Here is a 24,817-nt window from a genome sequence, read left to right as displayed (position 1 = left end):
AATTATCCAATTTGATACAAAAGTACTACTTTTTCTATTACTTTTGCAAAAATTTTTTGATGAAAACGCCACTGATAGGTAAAACGCTTTCCGAAATTCGGGAGGAAATCGTGAAACTTGGACTTAAGTCGTATGTGTCCAGGCAATTAACCTATTGGATATACAATAATGGAACTGATGATTTTTATGAAATGTTTAACATTTCAAAGGCTAATCAGAAGCTTCTTGACGAGCATTTTGAGATAAAAAAAAATCTTCCTATAGATGTTAAAGTTTCTTCGGACGGAACAAAAAAATATCTTTTTAAAACCAAAAACGGAAATTATATAGAAAGTGCATATATTCCCGATGATAAAAGACATACGCTTTGCATTTCTTCAGAAGCGGGCTGCAAAATGGCTTGTTCCTTTTGCAGTACAGGCAAACAGGGTTTTCAGGAAAGTTTATCAACGGAAGATATCATCAATCAGATTAATGCCATTCCGGAACGCAATTTGATTACGAATATTGTGTTTATGGGCATGGGCGAGCCTTTTAATAATTTTGATAATGTGATAAATGCATTGGAAATTTTAACTGCCGAATATGGTTTTAAAATCGGAAAGAAAAGGATTACTGTTTCGACCGTTGGAATTGTTCCTAAAATTAATGAGTTTCTTGAAAATAGCGATTGTAATTTAGCGATAAGTTTGCATACTCCTTTTGAACATGAACGCAATGAACTTATGCCGATTAACAAAAAATATCCTATATCCGAAATTTTAAAGGCTTTGCGCTCTTATGATTGGGGAAAACAACGCAAAGTTTCTTTCGAATATATTATGTTTAAAGGTTATAATGATAGCGATAAACATTTAAAGGAATTGACAAGGATTTTAAACGGATTGAGGTGTATTATTAATTTGATTTCATATAATTCTGTTCCTGGTGAAAAATTTGAATCGCCAGACAGAGAAGCTATGGAAGAATTTAGGGACAAGTTGAGTGATAAAGGTTTTTCCACAACTATCAGAATTTCACGCGGTCAGGATATTGATGCCGCTTGCGGATTGCTGAGCACAAAGAAAATTGAGAGTAAGAAATAAACAGTTAGTTTCTTCCGATAAACAAATTTTTGCCTTAAAGTTGAATGATAAAATTATTCTGCGTATTTGTAATTGCCTGTGATTGTTGTTACAACGAGTAATAAAAAAGGTATTCCTTTCGAAATACCTTAAAACATTAACAAACTAAAAATAGTTTTACTCCTCTTTCTCAGAATGTTCTTCTACTTCTATTTCAATTTCCACAATTTCAACGCCAACGCCCGGAATGTTTTCGTCTATAATGTTTTCGTTGGTTTCTTCTGCGGTAGGACTATAATTTGAGTTATCATCCATTCGGTAAGATTCGTCGATATTGGAAGTGATATTGGAATTTGGGTCCGGATTCGGATCTATGTTTGAGTTTACCGGTTTATCCTTTATTGTATCGGATAGTTTTCCTGTGATATCATGATAGAAATTAAGATGAGACATATAGACATATGGTCGCAACCAGAAAAATCCGATACCTAATGTGAGGATACATAAAAATGCCCAGCCGAAGAAACGTAAATTCAAACAGAAGAGTTTCCATTTGTAGCCCATCATCATTTGCTTGCTTTTCTTTAAAGCATCGCTGGCGCTTATATTTTTATCTTCAGCAAGAATAAAGAATGTCATTGAATAAGCGTAAGCCATTATAATACCGGGGATAATAAACAGCAATGTCCAAAGGAAAATATATACAAGAACAAGTACATATGCAACTAATGTACGGCTGAAATCTTTAAATCCGTCGAAAATTCTTTCAATCCTTGCATTAGGTTTATCCGATTTTACAGTCATAAGAAATATTATATATCCTAAGGCTAATGGTCCGCCGAAAATTAGACCTAATCCCGGAATACAAGTTATTGCTCCTTCAAGCAATCCAAAAAATAAAGTTGTAATAGCCGCTGTTCCCCACATGCCTTGGAGAGATTCTTTGGCTTTTTGCATCAATAGTACATTTGGTGTCATAGTTAAATAGTTTTAATTATTATTATTTTTCTTTTGGGAATATTAATATCGCTACAAAGTTAAGAATAAAATTTAATAATAATTAAAAAAATATGAATCAATGTGATAATTTAAGAAAGAAATAAATATAAAATCATTAATAGTTCAATTATTAAGTTTTATTATTATATCTTCTGGTTATGAATTTTTTTATAATCCGAGTTTTGAACTTTTACAAATTTCTAAAATGTACTTTGATAGATTATATATTATTAAATTAACTTCTTCGTTAAAATTAGTCCGGTAATTGCCGCCATATTCTTTAAAATAAAGTTTTTCGTATACTTTGATTTTAAGCGGAATCATAAATTTTTCTCAGTTTTTCAAAAAAATCGTATTCTATGAAATTTATTTTTCATAGAAATTTTGTCGAATGAAAAAATATTCCTACCTTTGCAGCCATTTTTAACTAAGGGTATTTGTAGGATAAATCATTAATTATCAATATTCTTTTAAAAATTTAATTTTGAAAATTCTATTATTATGTCATTAAATAAGCTCAGAAACATCGGGATTGCCGCGCATATTGATGCCGGAAAAACAACAGTATCGGAAAGAATCCTGTATTTTACAGGTACAAATAGAAAGGTCGGAGAAACTCACGACGGTAAAGCCACTATGGATTTTATGAAACAAGAACAGGAAAGGGGTATTACTATTGCTTCCGCTGCTATTACGTGTAATTGGAACGACCACCAGATAAATCTTATTGATACTCCGGGCCACGTGGATTTTACTGTGGAAGTTGAGCGTTCATTAAGGGTTATTGATGGAATGGTTGCAGTTTTTTGTGCTGTAGGCGGTGTTGAACCTCAAAGCGAAACTGTTTGGAATCAAGCAGACCGTTATAGAGTTCCGAGAATCGCATTTATAAATAAGATGGATAGAACCGGCGCGGATTTTGATGAAGCAATCGGTCAAATGAATAAATATCTTGACGCAAATGCTGTTCCGTTGCAAATTCCAATGGGAACCGAAGATTCTTTTACGGGAACAATAGACATCGTTAGTAGAATTGCCTATACTTTTGAAGATGATAAACGTCATGAAAAATCAATTCCGGAAGAATATAAATTAAGAGTAGAAGTTGCAAGAAATGCTCTTATCGAAAAACTTGCCGATTTCGATGATGAAATTATGGAAATGTTTTTTGACGAGAAAGAAGTTCCAGCAGAAAAGTTGATGGAAGCGGTTAGAAATGCTACTTTGAAATTGTTAATTACTCCTGTTTTTTGCGGTGCCGCATATAAAAATATAGGTATTCAGCTTTTGCTTGATGCGGTAATTAATTATCTTCCTTCTCCTGTTGATGTAGGTGCAATTGTTGGCCATGATCTTGATGATGAAGAGAAAACCCATACCAGAGTTCCTGCTTCAAACGAGCCGTTTTCGGCTTTAGCGTTTAAATTGATAAACGACCCGTACGTAGGACAACAAACTTTTATCCGAATTTTCTCCGGAAAGATTCAAAGCGGTATGCCGATTTTAAATGCAACTAAACAAAAAAATGAAAGAGTCGGCAGAATTTTTAGAATTAAGGCAAAAGAAAGAGAAGAAATTAGTGAAGCAGGCGCAGGAGAAATTGTTGCTTTGGTAGGGATGAAATCAACTAAAACAGGAGATACTCTTTGCGATCCTAGCAATCCGCTATTGCTCGAATCTATTCATATCCCCATTTCTGTTATCGAACTAAAGATTCAACCTGTAAAACAAAAAGATAAAGATAAACTTGGTGAAGCTCTGAATAAACTTGTTAATGAAGACCCTTCTTTTAACGCAAGATTCGATGAAGAAACCGAGGAAACAATAATTTCCGGAATGGGTGAACTTCATCTTGAAATTATGTTAGACAGGTTGAAAGAAGAGTTTAAAATAGATGTTGAAGTAGGAGAGCCATCGGTTGCATTCAGGGAAACAATTACTGAAGCAGTGGAATCAAATTATCGCCATGTAAAACAAACCGGAGGAAAAGGCCAGTTTGCACATACTGTTATTCGTATGGAGCCTAATACCGGCAAAGGTTATGAGTTTGTTGATATGATCAAGGGCGGTGTTATTCCGGGAGAATATATTCCTTCTGTTAATAAAGGAATTGTAAAATGTATGGCAAAAGGTGTATTGTCGGGTTTTCCTATTGTTGATGTTAAAGTATATTTAATTGATGGCGGATATCATCCTGTAGATTCTTCGGATATGGCTTTCCAAGTTTGTGGCGAAATGTGCTTTAAACAAGGATTCAACAAAGCGAAACCGATTCTTCTGGAACCTGTTATGAAAATAGAAGTAAATACTCCTGATGAATATATCGGTGATGTTGTCGGTAACTTGAACAGAAGAAGAGGAAAGATAGAATCTATGAGAAGATATCGCAAAGGTTCTCAGAAAGTGGTTGCCACGGTTCCTTTAATGGAAATGTTCGGTTATTCAACTCAATTAAGAAACATCACATCAGGAAGAGCAAGTTATTCCATGGAATTTTATCAATATTTGCCGTTGCCTATGGGAGTTCAGGAAGATGTTTTGAAGAAACTTTCGGAAAAGAAAAAATAGATTATTTCGTATTAAGAATGCATTTGTTTTGAAAAGATTTTTCATCATACTGAAATTTATTCTGATCTTCAATGTAAGTTTTGCTCAAGCAAATTTTTATGATAGACTTGCGGATTCTGCATTTGTACTAACAAAGCAAAAGGTGATATACGATCCTTCTTATTTTAGTATTGATTATCCTAATGGTGATTTACCTGCCGACAAAGGTGTTTGTACGGATGTAATTTTCGTGCATACAGGAAGCTCGGAATAGATCTTCAAAAAGAAGTTCATGAGAATATGAAATCAAACTTCGATAAATATCCGAAAAATTGGGGACTTACCCGTCCCGATAAAAATATCGATCATAGAAGAGTGCCGAATCTGATGACTTTCTTTTCAAGATACGGAGTTGTTAAACTTATTTCGGGAAATTCCGATGATTACTTTCCGGGTGATATTGTTTGCTGGGATTTGGGCGGAGGTGTAACTCATATAGGAATAGTATCGAATAAAAAATCTCAAGATGATAAAAAACTTCTGATCATTCATAATATCGGTAACGGACAAGTCTTGGAAGATTGTCTTTTTGATTATAAGATTATAGGACATTACAGTTATGGAAATTGATATTTATCAATATCAATTATTCTATCTGCCGATACAAAAATCACATCATAAGAAGACTACTTATCAATGCCGGTAAATTCCCAGCCATATGCACTATTATGGCATAAAATGAATTATTGTATTTCTCCTGGTAATATCCCGCTGCCAATCCTAAGACAGTTGTAAATATAACCGTACGCAATACTAACCAGAAATCCGCACCTGACTGTGCAATTATTATATGTGCTAATCCGAACATTAATGCGCTGATAATAACAGGCAAACTCAATCTGATTTTAAAAAGTTTTATTCCGAATTTATTTAATGATGCAAGCATGTTTTGAAGAAAACCTCTGAATAGCAATTCTTCAGCAATACTTGCTAAAATAAAAACAGAGATAAAAAGTTGTATGAAATTCATATTACTTACCAAAGAATGAGCGCTGATATTTCCTCCGGAAATTATAGTTGTTATACTCATAATTATATTCACAAGTATAGTTATTAGCAATCCTGCAAGTATTGGTGTAAAAATAGTCTTAAACTTAGGGAGTTTTATTTTAAAATTAATTTGCCGTTTGAAAATAAAAATAGCACATATTGATAATATTAACATTAGCAAATGTGTTGTAATAGAACTTGAAAAAAATTTGCTGTCAATATTTATTGATTTACCTACTAACGTTGATATAAGAAATATAGCGATGGTTATTCCTGTACCGTAAATTATTTCTTTATTGTTTTTCATCTTATTTATTATTAGTTTTGATTATTCTGTTAATACTTTTAACGATTTTCCCGACAAATTCAAACTACAATCATCTTCAATATCAAAAATAAAATTATCGAATTCAATGTTTCGGGATGAGAATGTACTGCTTGATGTTAAAATTAAATTTATATTTTTAATTAAATTGGTAGAATCTAAATCAATTTTTACTTTATTATCCGCATTAATATTCAGATTCTCAATTTTGCAATTGTTTAATGTAATAGTTACACTGTCTGATGCTAAAATATCCAAATTGGTTAGTGTGAAATCATTCACAAAAACACTTTGATTATTACTTGCTTCTAAGTTTTCTAAATCGGAGATTTTTATTAATGTATTGCTGTAAACTACTTTCCATACAGTAAGAAGGGAACCTTCGGTTGTCATAGAAATATCTTCTTTTGTTTGTGAAATTATTTCATTTATACTATCGCAATAAACAATTGTTGATTTACCTGTGTAATTATTTGAATATTTGCCCGGCCAGTTCATAATTTTGACGGCTGTTATTTGCGGCAACTCTTTTTTTATCCCGTTTTTATACGGATCGTCAAACTCACCTTTTAAGAATCTGTTTCTCAGTATTATCCCATTGATACAAATTCCTGCAAAAATTATTATTATAGTGATTATTACTATTATATTTGTTTTCTTCATTTTTTATTAAATTTTTGTTTGATTTATTTTTTATCTCAATTTTTATTTTGCCGGATTGAATTTTGTAAGACTTTGTATGTGCATACTTTTATCCTTCAAACCTTTCCAGAATTTCCTTTATATCAACTCCCAATAATTTTATCGTCTTAAAAAAGTCGGGGAGTTGAGTTTCAAAAAATCGTTTCTTTCTGTTTTGAATTATGATTTCTTTTGCTCCGATAGCTACGAAAAATCCGATTCCGCGTTTGTTGAATATAATATTCTGTTGTTGCAGAAGATCGTAGGTTCTCATAACAGTATTCGGATTTACTTCTAATTTCACAGCCATTTCGCGCACCGATAATATTTTCTCTTCCGGTTGATGTTTCCCATTCAAAATATTATCGCAAATGTAATCGGCGATCTGCAGATAAATAGCTTGCTTTTCTCTAAATTCCATGATTACACCTCTCTTTCCTTCAGTCGTAAAAAGGTTAAAACCCAAAATAACGGAAATAGCAAATATTTGAAATAGTACATAAATCCATCAATTGTTATTCTTCTACCGGTACCTTTCTCTATAATATCCATATTTGTAAATTCACCCATAAAACTGGCACCTTCGGGCATAAATTGATTAATAATCACCAATTGCAATACAATGTAGGCACCGAAGATAAAAAAACTTTTTGGTAGTCCGAGTTTTTTAAAATAAACGGTTCCGAAGATCATTCCGGAGATAATAGTAAAAAATCCGAAATAATCATTGAATGAAATCTCACTGAGTTTAAACATGTTCCAATTGACGCCGATTGAATTACAATATATACCGATAAAAAGAAAATTAAGAATATATACTAATATAATAAATATAGCAGGATAGATTATCATGTTAAAAAGAAAAGCAACAGATGTATGCTCTAATGCCGAAGCAGGTGTTGACAACATAAACATGGCATTTTCTTTTTTTGATAGTTTGCCGAGAATATTTCCCGCACTTAACATTATTAGAAAAACTGCACCGGCTAATAATATAAAGATATAGTCGAAATAGAAACTAACATTACCTTCAGGATTATTATTTTTGATAGCAAACAGAAGCAGATTTATAAAAATCAATACTAATACTGATGTTAGTGTAATAAAAAACCACATTTCCTTTTTCTTATTTTCCTTCCAAAATGCTTTAATCAATAAAGCAAATCTTTTAAAACTGAATACATCGTTCATAATTTACTGTTTTTTAGGATTAAATAAATTTTTCATCGCTTGTTTGTTAGCCATCACGGCGTTAAAAAAGAGTTCCAAATTAAACTCGCTCGCTTCGTCATAATTATTTTTAACAACATTATATACTCCGCCTAATCTTTCTTCGGAGTATAAAGCTTGCGACATAATTTCGGATGTTATCTCAATTGCAAGTTTTTCACTTATTTCTTCTGTTGTACTTTGAAGTAAAATATTTCCATTATCCAGAATAATTACAGAATCTATTAACTTTTCAATGTCTTGCGCCTGATGTGTGGAGATTATTACACATTTGTCATCAGTAACAGAAGAAGCAATCATACGGCGGAATTGCGATTTTGATGGAATATCCAATCCGTTTGTAGGTTCATCTAAAATCAGAATTTTCGTGTTTGCAGCCATCGCAAAAGCTAATACTGCTTTTTTCTTCTGGCCTAAAGACAATTTTTTTAAATAATCTTTTTTTGAAAGTTCAAATTCTTCCAAAAGCAAAATAAAATATTCGTGATTGAAATTAGGATAAAATGATGAATATACTGATTCATAATCCGAAATACTTAAATTAGGAGTATAAACCTCTTCGGGAATAAACATTATTTCCTCCAACATAGACGGCAAACGTTTCCGGGATTCTTTCCCAAAAACATTACAATTTCCGGATTCGGGAAAACGCATTCCTATGATAATCTTCAAAAGTGACGTTTTTCCCGTTCCGTTTCTACCAAGTAAGCCGTAAATCTTACCTTCAGACAAGCTTAGGTTCAAATTGTTGAATAACAATTTCTTCTTGTCGTAACCAAATTTTAAATTTTCTATTTCTACCATAATTTTACAATATTAGTGTATTAGTTTAATAATACACTACAAAGATATAATTATTTTTTTGAAAGAAGCAAGTTTTTTTTAAAAATATGAATGAAATGATAATTAGTAGATTATGAGTTTTAAAGATGAAATTATGAATTTATTTTAAACTTGAACTTTGAAATCCGAAGTAATTTTTCATATTCTTATCAACTTTTTACGTATTTTTTCTATTTTTAATTATTCTCAACTAAAAGAATTATATTTGCAACATTAATCAATTAAAAAACGCAGTACAATGAAGAAACTATTAATTTTATCCGCAATGATTCTGTTTTTTGTTTCATGCGGAAATAAGAAAACTCAAAAAGACGAACAAACAAGTACCAAAACAGAAGTTAAATCTGATTCACACACCTCTCAAAATTCTTTAGATTATGCCGGAATATACGAAGGTATGATTCCCTGTGCTGATTGTGAGGGTATTGAAGTGGTAATTACAATTGATAATCAAGGAAATTATACTAAAAAGATGGTTTATCTGGGTAAAGAACCGAATAATGTATTTACATCAAAAGGTAAGTTTATCTGGAATGACGAAGGAAATAAAATTACTTTCGATTCGGAAGATGGTGTTGAAATGTATCTTGTTGGTGAGAACAGACTTTTTATGCTTGATCAGGATGGTAACAGAATCCCGGGAGAACATGCGGATATGTATATCATTGAACAAGTTGAAAAAGTAATATTAAAGTAAAAAAATCGAAATAAAAGGTTAGTCGGATCAATTAAAATTCCGACAACCTTTATATACAATACAAATAAATTTTGAATTAATACAAAGGTTTTAAGGTATAAAACATATCTTAGACTATACATAATTTTGCAACTCCCACTTTTATTGTATATTATCCCAATATTTTACGGAGAAAGTATAAAATAGATTCTGTCAAAATTTCAGATAAGACTTTTCAAAAAGAAACTTTGACACAATAAGAAAATTATAATATCATTCTATTGTTTTCGATATTACACTTTTACCCTTTCAACTTCCTTTTTGAAATCATAATATCTTGTGTCTTTTATTCTCTTCTTGTCCACTTTCAAAATATTGTCTTATCTTTGTAAGCTAAAAAATAATATTGGATTTTTATGCAAAAAAGTAAGTTAGGTATTGATTTTAGTAAAGTTAATCACGCAAAGAGTATAGCAAAAAATATTGCGGATGATGTGCAGGGTTTTGTAGATAATTATACTACCGTAGCTGTTGAACGTACAATATGCCGTTTGCTCGGGATAGACGGAACCGACGAAAACGCTGTTCCGCTTCCTAATGTAGTTGTAGATGATATTAGAAACGCTAACGGATTAGGCGAAGGTGTTATGTTTTACCTCGGAAATGCGGTTGTTGAAACCGGACTTTCTCCTCAGGCAATTGCAGAAAAAATCGCTTCAAATGAAATTGAAGTAACAAAATATAAAACTCATTCGGAAAAAGATATTTTGAATGCTCTTAATCCTTATATCAAAGCAAGTATTGAGAAGATTAAAAACAACAGATTTCGCCGTGAGAATTATATAAAAACTTTGGGCGAAGGTGAAAAGCCGTATATTTATGTTATAGTTGCTACCGGAAATATTTATGAAGATGTTATTCAGGCTCAGGCTGCAGCCAGGCAAGGTGCGGATATTATCGCAGTAATCCGTACTACCGGACAAAGTTTACTCGATTATGTCCCATACGGTGCTACTACCGAAGGCTTCGGCGGAACTTTCGCTACTCAGGAAAACTTCCGCATAATGCGTAAAGCTCTTGACGAAGTAGGAGAGGAGGTCGGGAAATATATTCGCCTGTGTAATTATTGTTCCGGATTATGCATGCCGGAAATTGCAGTTATGGGCGCCCTTGAAGGCCTTGATGTTATGCTCAATGATGCCCTTTACGGAATTCTTTTCCGGGATATAAATATGCAGCGTACTCTCGTAGATCAATATTTTTCCAGAATTATTAATGGTTTTGCAGGCGTAATTATTAATACGGGAGAAGATAATTATCTTACTACTGCAGATGCTTTTGATGAAGCGCATACTGTTTTAACTTCGGATTTTATTAATGAACAACTTGCGCTTATTGCAGGTATTCCAGAAGAACAAATGGGATTAGGCCATGCTTTCGAAATGGATCCTAAACTGGAAAACGGTTTTCTTTATGAGCTTGCTCAAGCACAAATGACAAGAGAAATTTTCCCTAATGCTCCTTTAAAATATATGCCGCCGACTAAATTTATGACTGGTAATATTTTCCGTGGACATCTTCAGGATGCATTGTTTAATATAATCGGAAAATGGACAAACCAGGGAATACAATTACTCGGAATGCCTACCGAAGCTATTCATACGCCGTTTATGAGTGATAGATTTCTTGCTATTGAAAATGCGAAATATATTTTCAACAATATGAAGAATATCGGAGACGAAGTTGAGTTTAAGGAAAACGGAATGATTCAGCAACGTGCACAAAAAGTTCTTGACGATTCTATAGAGTTGCTGGGAAAAATAAATGATGAAGGATTGTTTACTGCTTTGGAAAAAGGTATTTTCGGCGATGTAAAACGCCCTCGAAATGGCGGAAAGGGTTTAAACGGGGTTAGTCCCAAAAACGAAAAATATCTAAACCCTTTTGTTGAATCAATGAAAAATAGATAATAAAGAAAGAAAATATATGAGTGGCGGATTATATTCTATGGATTCTAAGGAGTTTGATAAAACTCTTGATCTTAAAAAAGTTAAACCTTACGGGGATACAATGAACGACGGTAAAACTCAGGTGAGTTTTACACTTCCTGTTCCTGCAGGTAATGAAGCTGTTGAAGCGGCAAAATTACTGATGAAAAAAATGGGTTTTGAAAATCCTCTTGTTGTATTTTACGAAGAATTAACCCCAGGGTTCACCTTCTTCAACTGTTATGGAAATAGCATTCATACTGTAGATTATACAAATATTCATGTTCCGAAAGTTGAATCTACAACTTGGGGTATGGAAGAAACCGATAATTATATAAGGGAAAATGTAGGCAGAAAGATTGTTGTTATAGGTGCAAGTACCGGTACCGATGCACATACCGTAGGCATTGATGCTATTATGAATATGAAGGGCTATGCCGGACATTATGGTCTCGAACGCTATGAAATGTTCGAAGCATTAAATATGGGTAGCCAAGTCCCTAATGAAGATTTTATCGCAAAAGCTATCGAACTGAATGCTGATGTAATGCTGGTATCTCAAACAGTTACACAAAAAGATGTTCATATTAAAAATATGGTAGAACTCGTTGAAATGCTTGAAGCCGAAGGATTAAGAAATAAAATTATTCTTATTTGCGGCGGACCGCGTATAACTCACGAACTCGCCAAAGAATTAGGTTATGATGCAGGTTTCGGAATGAATACTTATTCCGACGATGTTGGATCTTTTATTGCTCAAGAATTTGTTAGAAGAAATAATAAGTAACAGGTTACAAGTTATAAAAAATCTCACTTGCAGCTTGTAGCTAAAACATAAATATTATGGATAAAAATCAAATAAGAGAAACAATTGCTCGTAGAGCGGCTCTCGAATTAAAAGATGGTGATGTGGTAAATCTCGGAATCGGTTTGCCGACTTTAATTCCGAATTATTTACCCGAAGGTGTAAATGTAATCCTTCAGAGTGAAAACGGCGCAATGGGAATCGGCCCCACACCGGAAGCCGGACAAGAAGACAAAGATTTTGTGAATGCCGGCGGCGGTTACATCACATTGAAAGACGGTGCTTCTACTTTCGATAGCGCTACTTCTTTCGGAATTGTTCGCGGCGGCCATGTTGACGCTACTTTCTTAGGAGCTTTTCAAGTTGATGAAAAAGGTAATCTTGCAAATTGGATCATTCCGGGTAAACTTACTCCCGGCATGGGCGGTGCAATGGACCTTATTGTAGGTGCTAAGAAAGTCGTGCTTGCAATGGAGCATACTCAAAAAGGCGAGCCGAAAATCCTGAAACAATGTACTCTGCCGTTAACAGCTGCAGGACAAGTTAATCTTATTATCACCGAAATGGGTGTGATAGAAGTTAGTCCTAAAGGATTGATTTTAATTGAAATTAATCCTGAATTCACCATTGACGAAGTAAAAGCTGCGACCGAAGCAACTCTTATTATTCCCGAAGATATAAAGAGTATGAGAATGGAATAGTTGAGAACGCAAAAAAATCATAGAGAGAAATTAGAAATCTTTTATCAATCGTTGAATTTCTTAATTAATAAAGGTTTATCATTTCGTTTTATATAACGTCCTGAATTCGAACCCTAGATATCAAAATCCGGAATCAAATCAACCATAAAACATTATAATCATGAATAAAGTATATATCGTTGCTGCAAAAAGAACTCCAATCGGAAAATTTTTGGGCAGTTTATCAAGTTTAGAAGCTGCCGATATGGCTGCTGAGGTTATTAAAAATATCCTCGAAGAAACAAAAATAGATCCTGCTAATATAGACGAAGTTATCTGCGGAAATATTCTGAGCGCAGGTAAAAAACAAGGTATTGCACGTCAGGCCGCGATCAAAGCCGGTATTCCACCGGAAGTTCCTGCCTATGGAATTAATATGATTTGCGGCAGCGGTATGAAATCAATTCTTACTGCGTATGCAAATATAAAAGCAGGATTGGAGAATGTTGTTCTTGCAGGCGGTACGGAATCAATGTCTAATTCCGGTTATGTAATGCCGAATACTGTGCGTAACGGAAACAAAATGGGCGATATTACAATTGTAGATCATATGGTTACCGACGGACTTACTGATGCTTTCAAAGGGTATCATATGGGAATTACTGCTGAAAACATTGCCGAAAGATATAATATAACCCGTGAGGAACAAGATGAATTTTCCATCAAATCTCAACAAAAAGCTATTGCTGCAATTGATGCGGGGAAATTTAAGGATGAAATTGTTCCGATTACAATAACTACCAAAAAGGAAACAATAGTTTTTGATACTGACGAATATCCGAATCGCACTACAAGTTTTGAAAAATTATCTAATCTGAGACCTGCTTTCAAGAAAGACGGTACCGTAACGGCCGGAAATGCTTCCGGAATCAATGACGGTGCTTCTTTTGTTATGCTTGCATCCGCAGAAGCCGTTAAGAAATACAACCTTATTCCTTTAGTAGAGATTGTTGGTGTCGGACAAGGCGGTGTAGAGCCTGAAGTGATGGGACTAGGTCCGATTCCTGCAATTAAAAAAGCTCTTGGAAATGCTAATATGAAGTTGAAAGATATGGATATTATTGAACTAAACGAAGCTTTCGCAGCTCAATCATTGGGCGTTATTAAACTTCTTACGGAAGAGCATGGAGTAACTCGCGAATGGATTGATGAACGAACCAATATCAGCGGCGGCGCCATAGCATTAGGCCATCCTATCGGAGCTTCAGGAAACCGTATTACAGTTACATTAATACATGAAATGTTGAGAGATAATAAAGAATATGGCTTGGCATCATTGTGTATTGGAGGCGGAATGGGCACTGCGATAGTCTTGAAAAAAGCGTAGAAGTGTGAAAACCGAAAGGATTATTTTCGAATGAAGATAATATCCTATCGAAAATAGTATTATTTTAATAAATATAGCAACGAAGCAATTTGAAATACAAAAAAATAATTGCTTCGTTGTTATGTTCTTGTAAATGACATGGTTGATCCCCAAAAAATTAAATCAACAGATCGTTAACAATATCTTTGTACACCTCATCTCCAATAACAAATCTTTCCACAATTCTTTCCTCCTTCTTCTTTTGAAATACCATTATCATTCGTTTTGGACTTGAATCGTTTTCTTTGGAAAATATTTCTACAATTTGATTACAGAATAAACCTTCAATCAAAGCGGTTCGTATAAATCCCCTCGCTTCTACTGTAGGTAGAATGCAGATGAATTTCCCGTTTTTACTCAATAGTTTTTCCGTGCATAGAGCCAGAACATTAAATGGTAAGCTGTCGTTGTGGCGAGCCATATCTTTAAACTGATTTCCCGATTTCAATGAATTTTCAAAATATGGGGGATTCGATATTATAAGATCGAAGGTTGATTTGTTCTCTTTCGTTAATTCTTGTAAAGAAGTATGCTCTGCTTTTAGTTTAATATTCCATTTTGAATTACTAAAGTTTTCCGTTGCTTCAAGAACAGAATTTTCATCGATATCAATAGCGGTAATCTCTGAATTTGGTATTTTCTGCGCAGCAATTAATGCTATGACGCCGCATCCAGTTCCGATATCCAAAATTTGAAATATATTTTCTTCATTCCCAATAAGTCTTGATAAATATCCGCCAAGTAAAACGGCGTCAGTACCTATTTGCATTGTGCTTCTATAATGAGAAACTTCAAATTGTTGAAATCTAAATATCATTTAAACTTTAATTCTTTTTGTTGACATAATCCATAGCAATCCGCCTCTGAAAGCTAAATAAAACAAAAATGCTATCCATAAACCATTGTTTCCTAAAGGATTGATTAAAAGAAAATATAATCCGAAAAATATAGTCGTAGCAATATACATAGTATTTCTCATTGTTTTGGATGCAGTTGCTCCGATGTAAATTCCATCGAATAAAAAAGCAGCAAATCCGCAAATAGGAACCAATAAACTCCAAACAATATATTCCATAGCAGAATCAATAATATCTTTATTATTAGTTAATAACGATAAAATATTTCTTCCCCAGAAAAGATAAATAATCGTAAATGCTGCGGTAATAATGAATCCCCATCGCAATAGCAACCTTATAGATTTCTGCAAAGATGTATTATCTTTTGCACCGACATACTTTCCGACCAAAGCTTCTCCGGCGTATGCAAATCCGTCCATTATATAAGAGAAAAGAGTAAAAAGCTGCATAAGCAATGTGTTTACCGCTAAAATCCTGTCGCCCATAGATGCGGAGATTGCGGGAATAAAAGTAAAGACCGCAACTAAACATAAAGTTCTGAAGAAAATATCGCCATTCACTTTAAAGAATGCTTTCATTGCTTTCAGGTTTAAACTGGATTTTAAATCGATATCTTTTTTTAATTCACCGTATTTCTTAAACCAAAGAATTATTGCTATTATTAATCCGCTATACTGTGCCAAAACCGTTCCTATAGCAACCCCTCTGATTCCCATTTTTAAATGCACGGCAAAGATTAAACTGAAGACAATATTCACAATATTTAAGGTGATTGCAGTAATCATCGGATATTTAGCATTCTGCATTCCGATAAACCAGCCTTTTAGAACATAAAGTCCGAGTGTTGCCGGAGCTGCCCAAATACGAATATAAAAATAACTTAGAGCTAAATTTATTGTTTCTTCCGTACCTTTAATTAATTTTCCGGATAACCAACCGATCGGCGATTGTAATAATATCAGAAAAAACGCGATAGCAATTGCAATGGCACACCCGCGAACCAGAATTCTCAGAGCTTCTTTTGTGTCGTTTGCTCCGTAAGCTTGCGCGGTGAATCCGCTTGTACCCATCCTTAAAAAACCAAAATTCCAATAAATTAAATTAAAAATCATTGTTCCCAGAGCAATTGCTCCGATATGCTTTTCGTCGCCTATATGCCCTACAATAGCGAGATCAACCATTCCTAATAACGGAACTGTTATATTAGTAATGATATTGGGAATTGCAAGATTTAAAATTTTCTTATTCAAAATATTTTTTTCGTTTTGCAAAAATAGTATATTTGCAATGATTATTAATATTGACTCAAGATGAAAAATTTTGCAATAAACATCGGAAGAAGCGTTGGCTCGGGCGGCCATGAAATAGGAAAGCTTCTGGCTTCGAAATTGAAATGGAATTTTTATGATAATGAGTTGATTAAAATGGCAGCTATCAAAAGCGGATTTTCGGAAGAATTGTTTGAAGCTTATGATGAAAAAAGATCAATAATCACTTCACCTTTGTTTGATTATTTCCCTGGAACAAGCGGTTCAATAAATATAAATAGTACGCCTACCGTAATTTCGGAAGAATATCTTTTCAAAATTCATTCCGATGTTATGAAAAAACTTTCTGAAGATAGTAATGCCATATTTATCGGAAGGTGTGCGGATTATATTTTAAGAGATACGGCAGAATGTATCAATATCTTTTGTTTTGCCCCTAAAGAATTCCGTATTAAAAATCTTTCCGGAAAACTAAATATCGAAGAGTCGAAAGTTGAAAAACTTATTTCTAAAGGAGATAAATCCAGATCGGCATATTATGCAAAATTTACAGACAAAAAATGGGGTGCCGCGGAGTCATATCATTTACTGATAGATACTTCTTTGCTTGGAATACAAGAAACAGCTGAATATATTAATGATTATATTGAAAGAAGGATAAGATAATATAAAAGATGTTTAATCATTTTAATGTAACTGTTTCATAGATTAAGTTATTATTTTAATTTCCAAAGTCTAATTTATCAAATAACAAAATGACATTTTTTGATTTCTCAATTAAAATATTATCTTTGCAAGTTATATAAATTCATTTAAGATGAAAAACATAAATATTGTGCTAATTCTGACCTTATTACTTTTTTTCTCCTCATGTGATAATTCAATAAACTTAGCAACTGATTGGGAAGAGACAACTGTAGTTTATACTTTTTTAGACCATAACGATTCAATATCATACATAAAAGTAACAAAAGCATTTTTAGCTAATGACAATATTCTTACTTTGGCCGGAATTAGAGATTCATCTGAATATGAGAATATATCGGTTACGCTTGAAAAATATAATAATGGGACATTAGTAAAAATATTTGATTTTGAGCCGGTAGAAATTGACAATAAAGACAGCGGTATTTTCTACAGCCCGTATCAAACTGTATATGCAGCGGTTACATATAATGAATTAGATGCTCTTTACACTACATATCCATCTAAAAATTCATATACATATAAAGTAAGAATACTAAATAATTCCGGTGAGGAAGTTGGCGCTACTATACCTTTAGTAAGTGAAACAATGAATTTAAGACTTCCTGTATTTAACCCGACATCCGGTGATCCGGGAACTGTATCATTTTTAAGCAGTAAAGACCATAAGCAATCTATTACATGGGATACTATTACTAATGGATATTATACAAATGTCAGTGCTGAAATTATTATTTCGGAATTATTAAAAAATGGAGATACTATAAGACGAATTATACCCTGGAATAATTTGTTTTCGGTAACAAATGCAAATGAAAATCTGACCAATGGAAGGATTACAAAAGATATACAAAGCGCATCATTCTTTAGCATGATGTTGAGATCGGTACTTTATTCCGATCAAACACAAGAAGATGCTGTGGACAAAAGACGCCTTGATTATTTTACATTGATTTTTAAAAGCGCCGGTAAGGCTTACTATGAATATTTGTCAATGGCGAATATGTCAACCGGATTAAATCAGGACGTTCCTAATTATACAAATGTAGAAAATGGCTTAGGCTTAATTACCTCCCGTATAGCTTACCGGTATCAGTGTGTTTTTAGCGATGCTACAAAAGCGGTTCTTTACGACGGATATGAATATGATGGTCTGAAATTCAGTACATTCTAATAAATCCCCTCTGTTTCTATTTATTGTAACATGACAACATTCTGTCGTTTTGTCATGAAAGTTTAACATTTTTTGTACTGGCACGATAGTTGTTTTTCCCATAGTAAAATTTAAAATTAGATAATAAATTAAAAATATAATATTATGGGAAAAATTATTGGTATTGACTTAGGCACAACAAATTCTTGTGTTGCCGTAATGGAAGGTAATGAACCTGTTATCATTCCGAATTCAGAAGGAAAACGCACAACCCCTTCTATTGTTGCTTTTACCGATAACGGTGAAAGAAAAGTAGGTGACCCTGCAAAACGTCAGGCTATTACTAATCCAACGAAAACTATTTATTCTATTAAACGTTTAATGGGTGAAAATTTTAGTAAATTGGATAAAGAAATTAAAAGGTTACCGTATGGAGTTGTAAAAGGAGATAATGATACTCCGAGAATTGTTATTGATGATAGAAAATATACACCTCAAGAAATATCTGCAATGATTCTTCAAAAAATGAAAAAAACTGCTGAAGATTATCTTGGCCAAGAAGTTACGGAAGCTGTTATTACAGTCCCGGCTTATTTTAGCGATTCACAACGCCAGGCTACTAAAGAAGCAGGCGAAATTGCAGGTCTGACAGTCCGTAGAATTATTAATGAACCGACTGCCGCCGCATTGGCTTATGGTCTTGATAAAAAAAGTAATGATGAAAAAATTGCAGTATTCGACCTTGGTGGCGGTACTTTCGATATTTCTATACTTGAACTCGGTGACGGTGTATTTGAAGTAAAATCTACTAATGGCGATACTCATCTCGGTGGCGATGATTTTGATCACGTTATTATTGATTGGCTTGCGGATGAATTTAAAAAAGACGAAGGTATAGATCTTCATAAAGATCCTATGGCTATGCAAAGGTTGAAAGAAGCTGCGGAAAAAGCAAAGATAGAATTATCAAGTACAAATTCAACAGAAATTAATCTGCCTTATATAATGCCTGTTGACGGTATTCCTAAACACTTAGTTAAAACTTTAACAAGAGCTAAGTTTGAACAATTGGCTGATAATTTAATTCGTAGAACAATTGAACCTTGTAAAAAAGCTTTGCAAGATGCAGGATATAAAACAAGTGATATTAATGATGTTATTTTAGTCGGTGGTTCTACACGTATTCCTGCTATTCAGAAAGTTGTTGAAGATTTCTTCGGAAAAGCTCCTTCAAAAGGAGTAAATCCTGATGAAGTTGTTGCAATCGGTGCAGCTATTCAAGGTGGTGTATTAACAGGTGAAGTAAACGATGTTTTACTTCTTGATGTTACTCCGCTTTCACTCGGAATTGAAACTTTAGGCGGTGTGTTTACAAGATTAATTGATGCAAACACTACTATTCCTACAAGAAAATCCGAAACATTTTCTACTGCTGCAGATAATCAACCTGCTGTAGAGATACATGTTCTCCAAGGCGAAAGACCAATGGCAGCTCAAAACAAAAGTATAGGCAGATTCCATTTAGACGGAATCGCTCCTGCTCCGAGAGGAATACCTCAGATTGAAGTATCATTTGATATTGATGCCAACGGTATTCTTAATGTTACTGCTAAAGATAAAGGTACCGGTAAATCACAAAACATTAGAATTGAAGCTTCTTCCGGTTTGTCTGAAGACGAAATTAAAAAGATGAAAGCCGAAGCTGAAGCTAATGCCGAAGCTGATAAAAAGCAAAAAGAAGAAGTAGATAAAATTAACTCTGCCGATTCTATGATTTTTCAAACTGAAAAACAACTGAAAGAGTTTGGTGATAAATTACCGGCTGATAAAAAGGCTCCGATTGAATCTGCTCTTGAAGAGTTAAAAGAAGCTCATAAGAACAAAAACCTCAGTGCAATTGATGCTGCTATGGAGAAAATAAATAATGCATGGCACGCTGCAAGTGAGGATATGTATAAAGCATCACAAAATCAGCAACAAGATGCTGGCGCTAACGATGCAGGACAAGCTTACTCATCCGGTGATAACAATACAGATGATGTACAAGATGTTGACTTCGAAGAAGTGAAATAAATAAATTTTAGTTTTTTAAAAAGCACCGTAGTTTTTTATTGCGGTGCTTTTTTATGTAAATTAATAAAGCGACTGTCGAAAGACGGTCGCTTTTTATTTTGTGTAATTTTCGGTTATTTTATTATTTATCTAATGTTTAGTTATTGCTTTTTAAATGTTTTATATTTGGCCAGAAGATAAAAACGGATCGAAAAGCTAATTCGTCATTTTAGTAAAGCCGATATCGGTTTAACAAAAATCAGATAAACAAAAAAGGCTGTCCGAAAGGCAGCCTTTTAAATGCACATCTTTATGCAAGATGTAAAAATATTACCTTATTTATTTCTGTTTAATTAATTCTTAATCATCTTTTCAGTTTCTCCGTCAATATTTATATAATAGATCCCTGTAGGATAATTATTAATATCAATTCTTATTGAATTCATTACGATATTTCTATTTTCAAAAATCTTTTTGCCGGTTGAGTTGAAAATTACAACACTATTAATAATTTCCTTAGATTCGATAATTACATAATTAGTTGCTGGATTCGGATATACTTTGATTTCAATCTCATTCATATCTTCTATTCCTAACTCAGGTAAGAATTTTACTACAATAGAATGATTCTCAACAACATTAGTAAAGGTGTAATTATCAGTAACATCTACATTAATATTATTTATCAATAATTCTGAAATATAATAACCGTCATCCGGTGTTATTGTATAAGTAATATCACTCCCCATTATATAAGTTTGAATGCCTTCGGGATTAATTATTCCGCCGACGCCATTAAACACATTTGAGTAAATTGTATAATATAGACTTACTTCACGATAAATATTAATTACATAGGTTTGTGTTGTTGATTGATTTTCCGCAATAATTAATAATGTTACAGTATTTAAACCTTCAATTAATTGCAAATTATTAATATTACCTTGAACAATTGCTTCAGGATGATTAGAAGCGCCTGTAATACTGATGTTTGTTGTGGAATTAGGAAGATTTACCGTATATGTTGTAACATTAGGACTAAAAGCAGGAGCTAATGTGCCTTCACTTAATACTATACTTGATAAAGTTGCATCGGCGCTTGCAGTACGATCAACCTCAATGGTATAGTTCTTTGTATTTATACCGTTTTCAGCTGTTACTGTAATTACAAATATATTTTTCCCAACAGAAATAGGAGCGTTAGTAACATTGCCGGCAACCGTAGCATTGCTGTTATTAGCTGTGCCTGTAATGGTAATAGTGCTTATTTCATTGGGTACATTTAACAAATAATTTGTTGTTGAAGAATTAAATGTAGGAGTTAATGTACCTTGACTTACTGTTATACCAGATAAAGTTGCATCGGAATTTTGATTGCGATAAACATTTATTGTATAATTTTTTGTTGTTGTACCATCCTCAGCAGTTACTTGTATTGTAAATGTATTTTGGCCAACTGACAGTGGAGCGTTAGTAACATTACCGTTAACAGAAGCGCCTGAGTAATTTGCTGTTCCTGTAATTGAAATACTTGTAGTCTCGTTCGGCAGATTAATACTGTAGTTGGTAATATTAGCATTGAATCCCGGTACTAATGAACCTTCGCTTACTATTAAACTTTGAAGATTTGCATTTGTACTAGCAGCTTTTATTACCGTAACTGTATAGGTTAACTCAGTAGCTTCATCCTGTGCAGTAACAGTAATAGTAAATATGTTACTTCCAACATTAATAGACGAGTTGGTAATATTGCCGGCAACTGTAGCGTACGGACAGTTTGATGAACCCGTGACGGTTATATTTGATACAGTATTCGGAACATTAACAGTATAACTGAATGTTTGTGTGTTGAAAGCAGGGTCTAATACGCCATTATTAATGTAAATGCTCTTTAAACTTGCATCACTATTTAATAATCTTGTTACAGTTATAGTATATATTGCGGTTGAAATACCGTCTTCGGAGGTAACCATCAAAGTTACCACATTTTCTCCAAGAGATAATTGATAATGAGATGCATTTGTTACCATAGCATTTGTATGGTTGGTCGTACCTATTATATCAATAAAAATTGTTTCGTAAGGAACCTCTACTGTATAATTTAATATTGTTGGTGAAAAAGTTGGCGATAAAGTACCCGGATTTACTGTTATGTCTGATAATGTTGCATCGTTGGATTGACGACGTACGTTAACAGTATAAGTTGTAGTATGGATATCATGTTCCGCTTCTACTATAATATTAAAACTGTTATCCCCAACCGATAAAGTTTTAGAGCCAATTCCTGTGACTGTTGCATTGATATGGCTTGCAGTTGCTAAAATGTCAAGTTCTTCTACATCATAAACAACCGTTACATCGTATTCATAAGTATTGGGATCAAAGGTGGGAGTTAATTCACCTTGACTAACTGTAAGAGTTGATAAAGTAGCATCATTTGATTTGCGATAAACAATGATAACATAAACTAATTCCGTTCCGTCTTCGGCGGTTACTACAATATAGATAATATTTTCACCGTACTCTAAATTATATGTGCCGTTACCATCGACCGATGCGCCGCTATCATTTGCAGTTGCTCCGATTGTAATGGAAGTTATATTGGAATCTACAGTTACGTTATATTCATAAGTATTCGGATTGAAAACCGGTGTAAGTGTGCCTTCGTTGATGGTTATTCCCGATAAAGTAGCATCATTCAATAAACGACGTACAAAAATCGTATAAGTATGTGTGTAATTATTATCTTCCGCAGTTACTATAAGTGAAAATAGATTGTTGCCGATAGCCAAAACTTTAATGCCTTCACCTGAAACTGTTGCGTTAGCGTGATTTGTTGTAGCAGCAATAGTAAGCTCTTCTATATCATAAACCACTTCTACGCTATATATAAAATTATTAGAAGTAAAGTTCGGCAAAAGCATACCCGAACTTAAAGCTATATTGGATAAGGTAGCATCGTTCGATTTGCGGTGAACATTAACCGTATAAGTTTGAGTATAACTATTATCTTCGGCAGTTACAATAACATTAAAACTGTTGTTGCCAACAGATATGGTTTTAGTTCCAGCGCCGGCAACCGTCGCATTGGAATTATTTGCGGTTGCTCCGATCGTAAGCGAGCTTATATCATATCCTACGGTAACATTATATGTAAATGTTGCGGGTGTAAACGAAGGTGTTAATGCGCCTTCACTTACCGTAAGCGTTGATAAAGTGGCGTCGTTCGATTTGCGGTAAACATTAACCGTATAAGTTTGAGTATAACTATTATCTTGGGCAGTTACAATAACATTAAAACTGTTGTTACCAACAGATATGGTTTTAGTTCCAGCGCCTGCAACCGTCGCATTCGCATTATTTGCAGTTGCTCCGATTGTAATTGAACTTACATTGTAACCTACAGTTACATTATATGTATATGTACTGGATGAGAAACTGGGAGTAAGTGTACCTGAATTTACTGTTAAGTTTGATAAAGTGGCATCCGAACTTAAATTTTGAGAATTTAGTGTGAGAACAAGATTTTTCCCATAATTACTTGCTTGCATTGCAGCGGTAAAAGCTGCACTAACAGTCATTGATGTGCCGCCAAAAGTTGCAGTAGCAGTAGTATTGGCGCCTATAGAAGGATTTAGTGTTCCACCACCTTGTTGAAGCGGAGCTGTACTGGAATATTGTGATCCAACTGTTAGAGTTCCTGTGCCGGTAGTTGTAAATACAATATTTACTGTTCCTGCTTCAGTTTTAATTCCTCCGTGATTGTAGCCGATAAGAGTATTACTGCCAACAACAATAAGGTTAACAGTCATAGCACTTGATGCACTATTTGTAATAGTAAAAGAACTATTCCATGTCGTCGCATTTATATTAACACCATTTAATGTTATGTTGTAAACTGCATTTGCCGAGGAATTGTTAATAGCAATAGTGTTTGAAGTGGTTGTACCGGTGATGGTGTGAGCACCCGGTGAAGTAATGACGGCACTACTTGATGATACATTGTAATTTGCAGCATAAGCATTAGTGCAAATTAATAGAATAGTTGTGATAACTAAAAGTAAACGTGTAAAGCTTGATTTCTTCATAATCATTTAATTGTTAAATTATTAGTATTATTATTTGGTTAAAATCAAAAAATTTTGCAAAAGTATAGTTTTGTAATAAAAAATATAATAATATGCTGTTTCTGTTATTGATACAAAGTGTAGCTATCTTTTATACAAAATGTATCTTTTTGAGGTAATAATGCTATTATCTTTTTTTGTAGTATTGAAATTTTTTTGAGTTTCGATAGTATTAATATCTGTTAACCGTTTTTAGTTTTGGTTTAATTTCTATACGCAAATCATAAGAAATATTTTTCTTTGTTTGAAATAATAATATCTAAACTCGGATACAAAATTCTCAATTCTCAATTTTCAACTCTCAACTAAATAAACTATCTTTGCAACTGTTTTTAATTAAA

19 protein-coding genes and 1 pseudogene are annotated in these 24,817 nt (G+C 33.5%); 11 read left to right on the top strand and 9 right to left on the bottom strand.

The window, feature by feature from the left end; genetic code table 11:
- Positions 1–59 precede the first annotated feature (59 nt).
- On the top strand, positions 60–1,085 hold the full coding sequence (gene rlmN, locus LBP67_07535; GenBank protein ID MDR2084829.1) for a 23S rRNA (adenine(2503)-C(2))-methyltransferase RlmN: 1,026 nt from the start codon (positions 60–62) through the stop codon (positions 1,083–1,085).
- Positions 1,086–1,241: 156 nt separating this feature from the next.
- On the opposite strand, the gene LBP67_07530 is transcribed toward rlmN, so the two are convergent.
- Positions 1,242–2,042: a DUF975 family protein gene (locus LBP67_07530; GenBank protein ID MDR2084828.1), complete on the bottom strand. Its 801-nt coding sequence runs from the start codon at positions 2,040–2,042 to the stop codon at positions 1,242–1,244.
- Positions 2,043–2,564: 522 nt separating this feature from the next.
- Between LBP67_07530 and fusA the strand changes: the two genes are divergently transcribed.
- Both fusA and LBP67_07520 read left to right on the top strand, forming a co-directional pair.
- Entirely contained in the window at positions 2,565–4,631 is a 2,067-nt protein-coding gene (gene fusA / locus LBP67_07525; GenBank protein ID MDR2084827.1) for an elongation factor G, read from the top strand.
- Positions 4,632–4,659: 28 nt separating this feature from the next.
- Positions 4,660–5,240: pseudogene (locus LBP67_07520) on the top strand (DUF1287 domain-containing protein).
- Positions 5,241–5,280: 40 nt separating this feature from the next.
- Here LBP67_07520 and LBP67_07515 read toward each other — a convergent pair.
- The 5 genes from LBP67_07515 to LBP67_07495 form a co-directional block, all read right to left on the bottom strand.
- Positions 5,281–5,967 carry a CPBP family intramembrane metalloprotease gene (locus LBP67_07515; protein MDR2084826.1) on the bottom strand — a complete coding sequence of 229 codons (687 nt, stop codon included), beginning with the start codon at positions 5,965–5,967 and terminating at the stop codon, positions 5,281–5,283.
- 21 nt (positions 5,968–5,988) lie between these two features.
- Positions 5,989–6,648 carry a hypothetical protein gene (locus tag LBP67_07510; GenBank protein MDR2084825.1) on the bottom strand — a complete coding sequence of 220 codons (660 nt, stop codon included), beginning with the start codon at positions 6,646–6,648 and terminating at the stop codon, positions 5,989–5,991.
- A gap of 88 nt (positions 6,649–6,736) precedes the next feature.
- Complete coding sequence (locus LBP67_07505) at positions 6,737–7,087, bottom strand: GntR family transcriptional regulator (GenBank protein ID MDR2084824.1); 351 nt, start codon at positions 7,085–7,087, stop codon at positions 6,737–6,739.
- A gap of 2 nt (positions 7,088–7,089) precedes the next feature.
- Positions 7,090–7,857 (bottom strand): hypothetical protein, encoded by a 768-nt coding sequence (locus tag LBP67_07500; GenBank protein MDR2084823.1) that lies wholly within the window; start codon positions 7,855–7,857, stop codon positions 7,090–7,092.
- A 3-nt stretch (positions 7,858–7,860) separates the two neighbouring features.
- On the bottom strand, positions 7,861–8,700 hold the full coding sequence (locus LBP67_07495; GenBank protein ID MDR2084822.1) for an ABC transporter ATP-binding protein: 840 nt from the start codon (positions 8,698–8,700) through the stop codon (positions 7,861–7,863).
- Between the two features lie 277 nt (positions 8,701–8,977).
- Between LBP67_07495 and LBP67_07490 the strand changes: the two genes are divergently transcribed.
- From LBP67_07490 to LBP67_07470, 5 genes are all read left to right on the top strand, one after another.
- A complete protein-coding gene (locus tag LBP67_07490) occupies positions 8,978–9,436 on the top strand; it encodes a copper resistance protein NlpE (GenBank protein MDR2084821.1) in 459 nt (152 codons plus the stop codon).
- A 395-nt stretch (positions 9,437–9,831) separates the two neighbouring features.
- Positions 9,832–11,385 carry a lysine 5,6-aminomutase subunit alpha gene (locus LBP67_07485; GenBank protein ID MDR2084820.1) on the top strand — a complete coding sequence of 518 codons (1,554 nt, stop codon included), beginning with the start codon at positions 9,832–9,834 and terminating at the stop codon, positions 11,383–11,385.
- Between the two features lie 16 nt (positions 11,386–11,401).
- A complete protein-coding gene (locus tag LBP67_07480; GenBank protein MDR2084819.1) occupies positions 11,402–12,190 on the top strand; it encodes a cobalamin-dependent protein in 789 nt (262 codons plus the stop codon).
- Positions 12,191–12,246: 56 nt separating this feature from the next.
- The gene (locus LBP67_07475) at positions 12,247–12,909 is read left to right on the top strand and encodes a 3-oxoacid CoA-transferase subunit B (protein MDR2084818.1); all 663 of its coding nucleotides are present in this window, start codon (positions 12,247–12,249) and stop codon (positions 12,907–12,909) included.
- A 160-nt stretch (positions 12,910–13,069) separates the two neighbouring features.
- The gene (locus tag LBP67_07470; protein MDR2084817.1) at positions 13,070–14,275 is read left to right on the top strand and encodes an acetyl-CoA C-acetyltransferase; all 1,206 of its coding nucleotides are present in this window, start codon (positions 13,070–13,072) and stop codon (positions 14,273–14,275) included.
- Between the two features lie 157 nt (positions 14,276–14,432).
- On the opposite strand, the gene LBP67_07465 is transcribed toward LBP67_07470, so the two are convergent.
- Positions 14,433–15,131, bottom strand: a complete 699-nt coding sequence (locus LBP67_07465; GenBank protein ID MDR2084816.1) for a methyltransferase — start codon at positions 15,129–15,131, stop codon at positions 14,433–14,435.
- The gene (locus tag LBP67_07460; GenBank protein MDR2084815.1) at positions 15,132–16,421 is read right to left on the bottom strand and encodes an MATE family efflux transporter; all 1,290 of its coding nucleotides are present in this window, start codon (positions 16,419–16,421) and stop codon (positions 15,132–15,134) included.
- Between the two features lie 60 nt (positions 16,422–16,481).
- Here LBP67_07460 and LBP67_07455 point away from each other — a divergent pair, with 60 nt between their 5' ends.
- The 3 genes from LBP67_07455 (at position 16,482) to dnaK (ending at position 20,370) form a co-directional block, all read left to right on the top strand.
- Positions 16,482–17,105 carry a cytidylate kinase-like family protein gene (locus LBP67_07455; protein MDR2084814.1) on the top strand — a complete coding sequence of 208 codons (624 nt, stop codon included), beginning with the start codon at positions 16,482–16,484 and terminating at the stop codon, positions 17,103–17,105.
- Between the two features lie 151 nt (positions 17,106–17,256).
- The gene (locus LBP67_07450) at positions 17,257–18,318 is read left to right on the top strand and encodes a hypothetical protein (protein MDR2084813.1); all 1,062 of its coding nucleotides are present in this window, start codon (positions 17,257–17,259) and stop codon (positions 18,316–18,318) included.
- A 144-nt stretch (positions 18,319–18,462) separates the two neighbouring features.
- Complete coding sequence (dnaK, locus tag LBP67_07445; GenBank protein MDR2084812.1) at positions 18,463–20,370, top strand: molecular chaperone DnaK; 1,908 nt, start codon at positions 18,463–18,465, stop codon at positions 20,368–20,370.
- A 332-nt stretch (positions 20,371–20,702) separates the two neighbouring features.
- Here the strand turns inward: dnaK and LBP67_07440 are convergent, their stop codons facing one another.
- Positions 20,703–24,437, bottom strand: a complete 3,735-nt coding sequence (locus LBP67_07440) for a cadherin-like beta sandwich domain-containing protein (GenBank protein MDR2084811.1) — start codon at positions 24,435–24,437, stop codon at positions 20,703–20,705.
- Positions 24,438–24,817 lie beyond the last annotated feature (380 nt).

This window comes from Bacteroidales bacterium (genome assembly GCA_031276035.1).
In the GTDB taxonomy this organism is placed as follows: domain Bacteria; phylum Bacteroidota; class Bacteroidia; order Bacteroidales; family BM520; genus RGIG7150.
The sequence above is the reverse complement of the archived record's forward strand: the minus strand, read 5'-3'. Positions and strand labels throughout refer to the sequence as shown.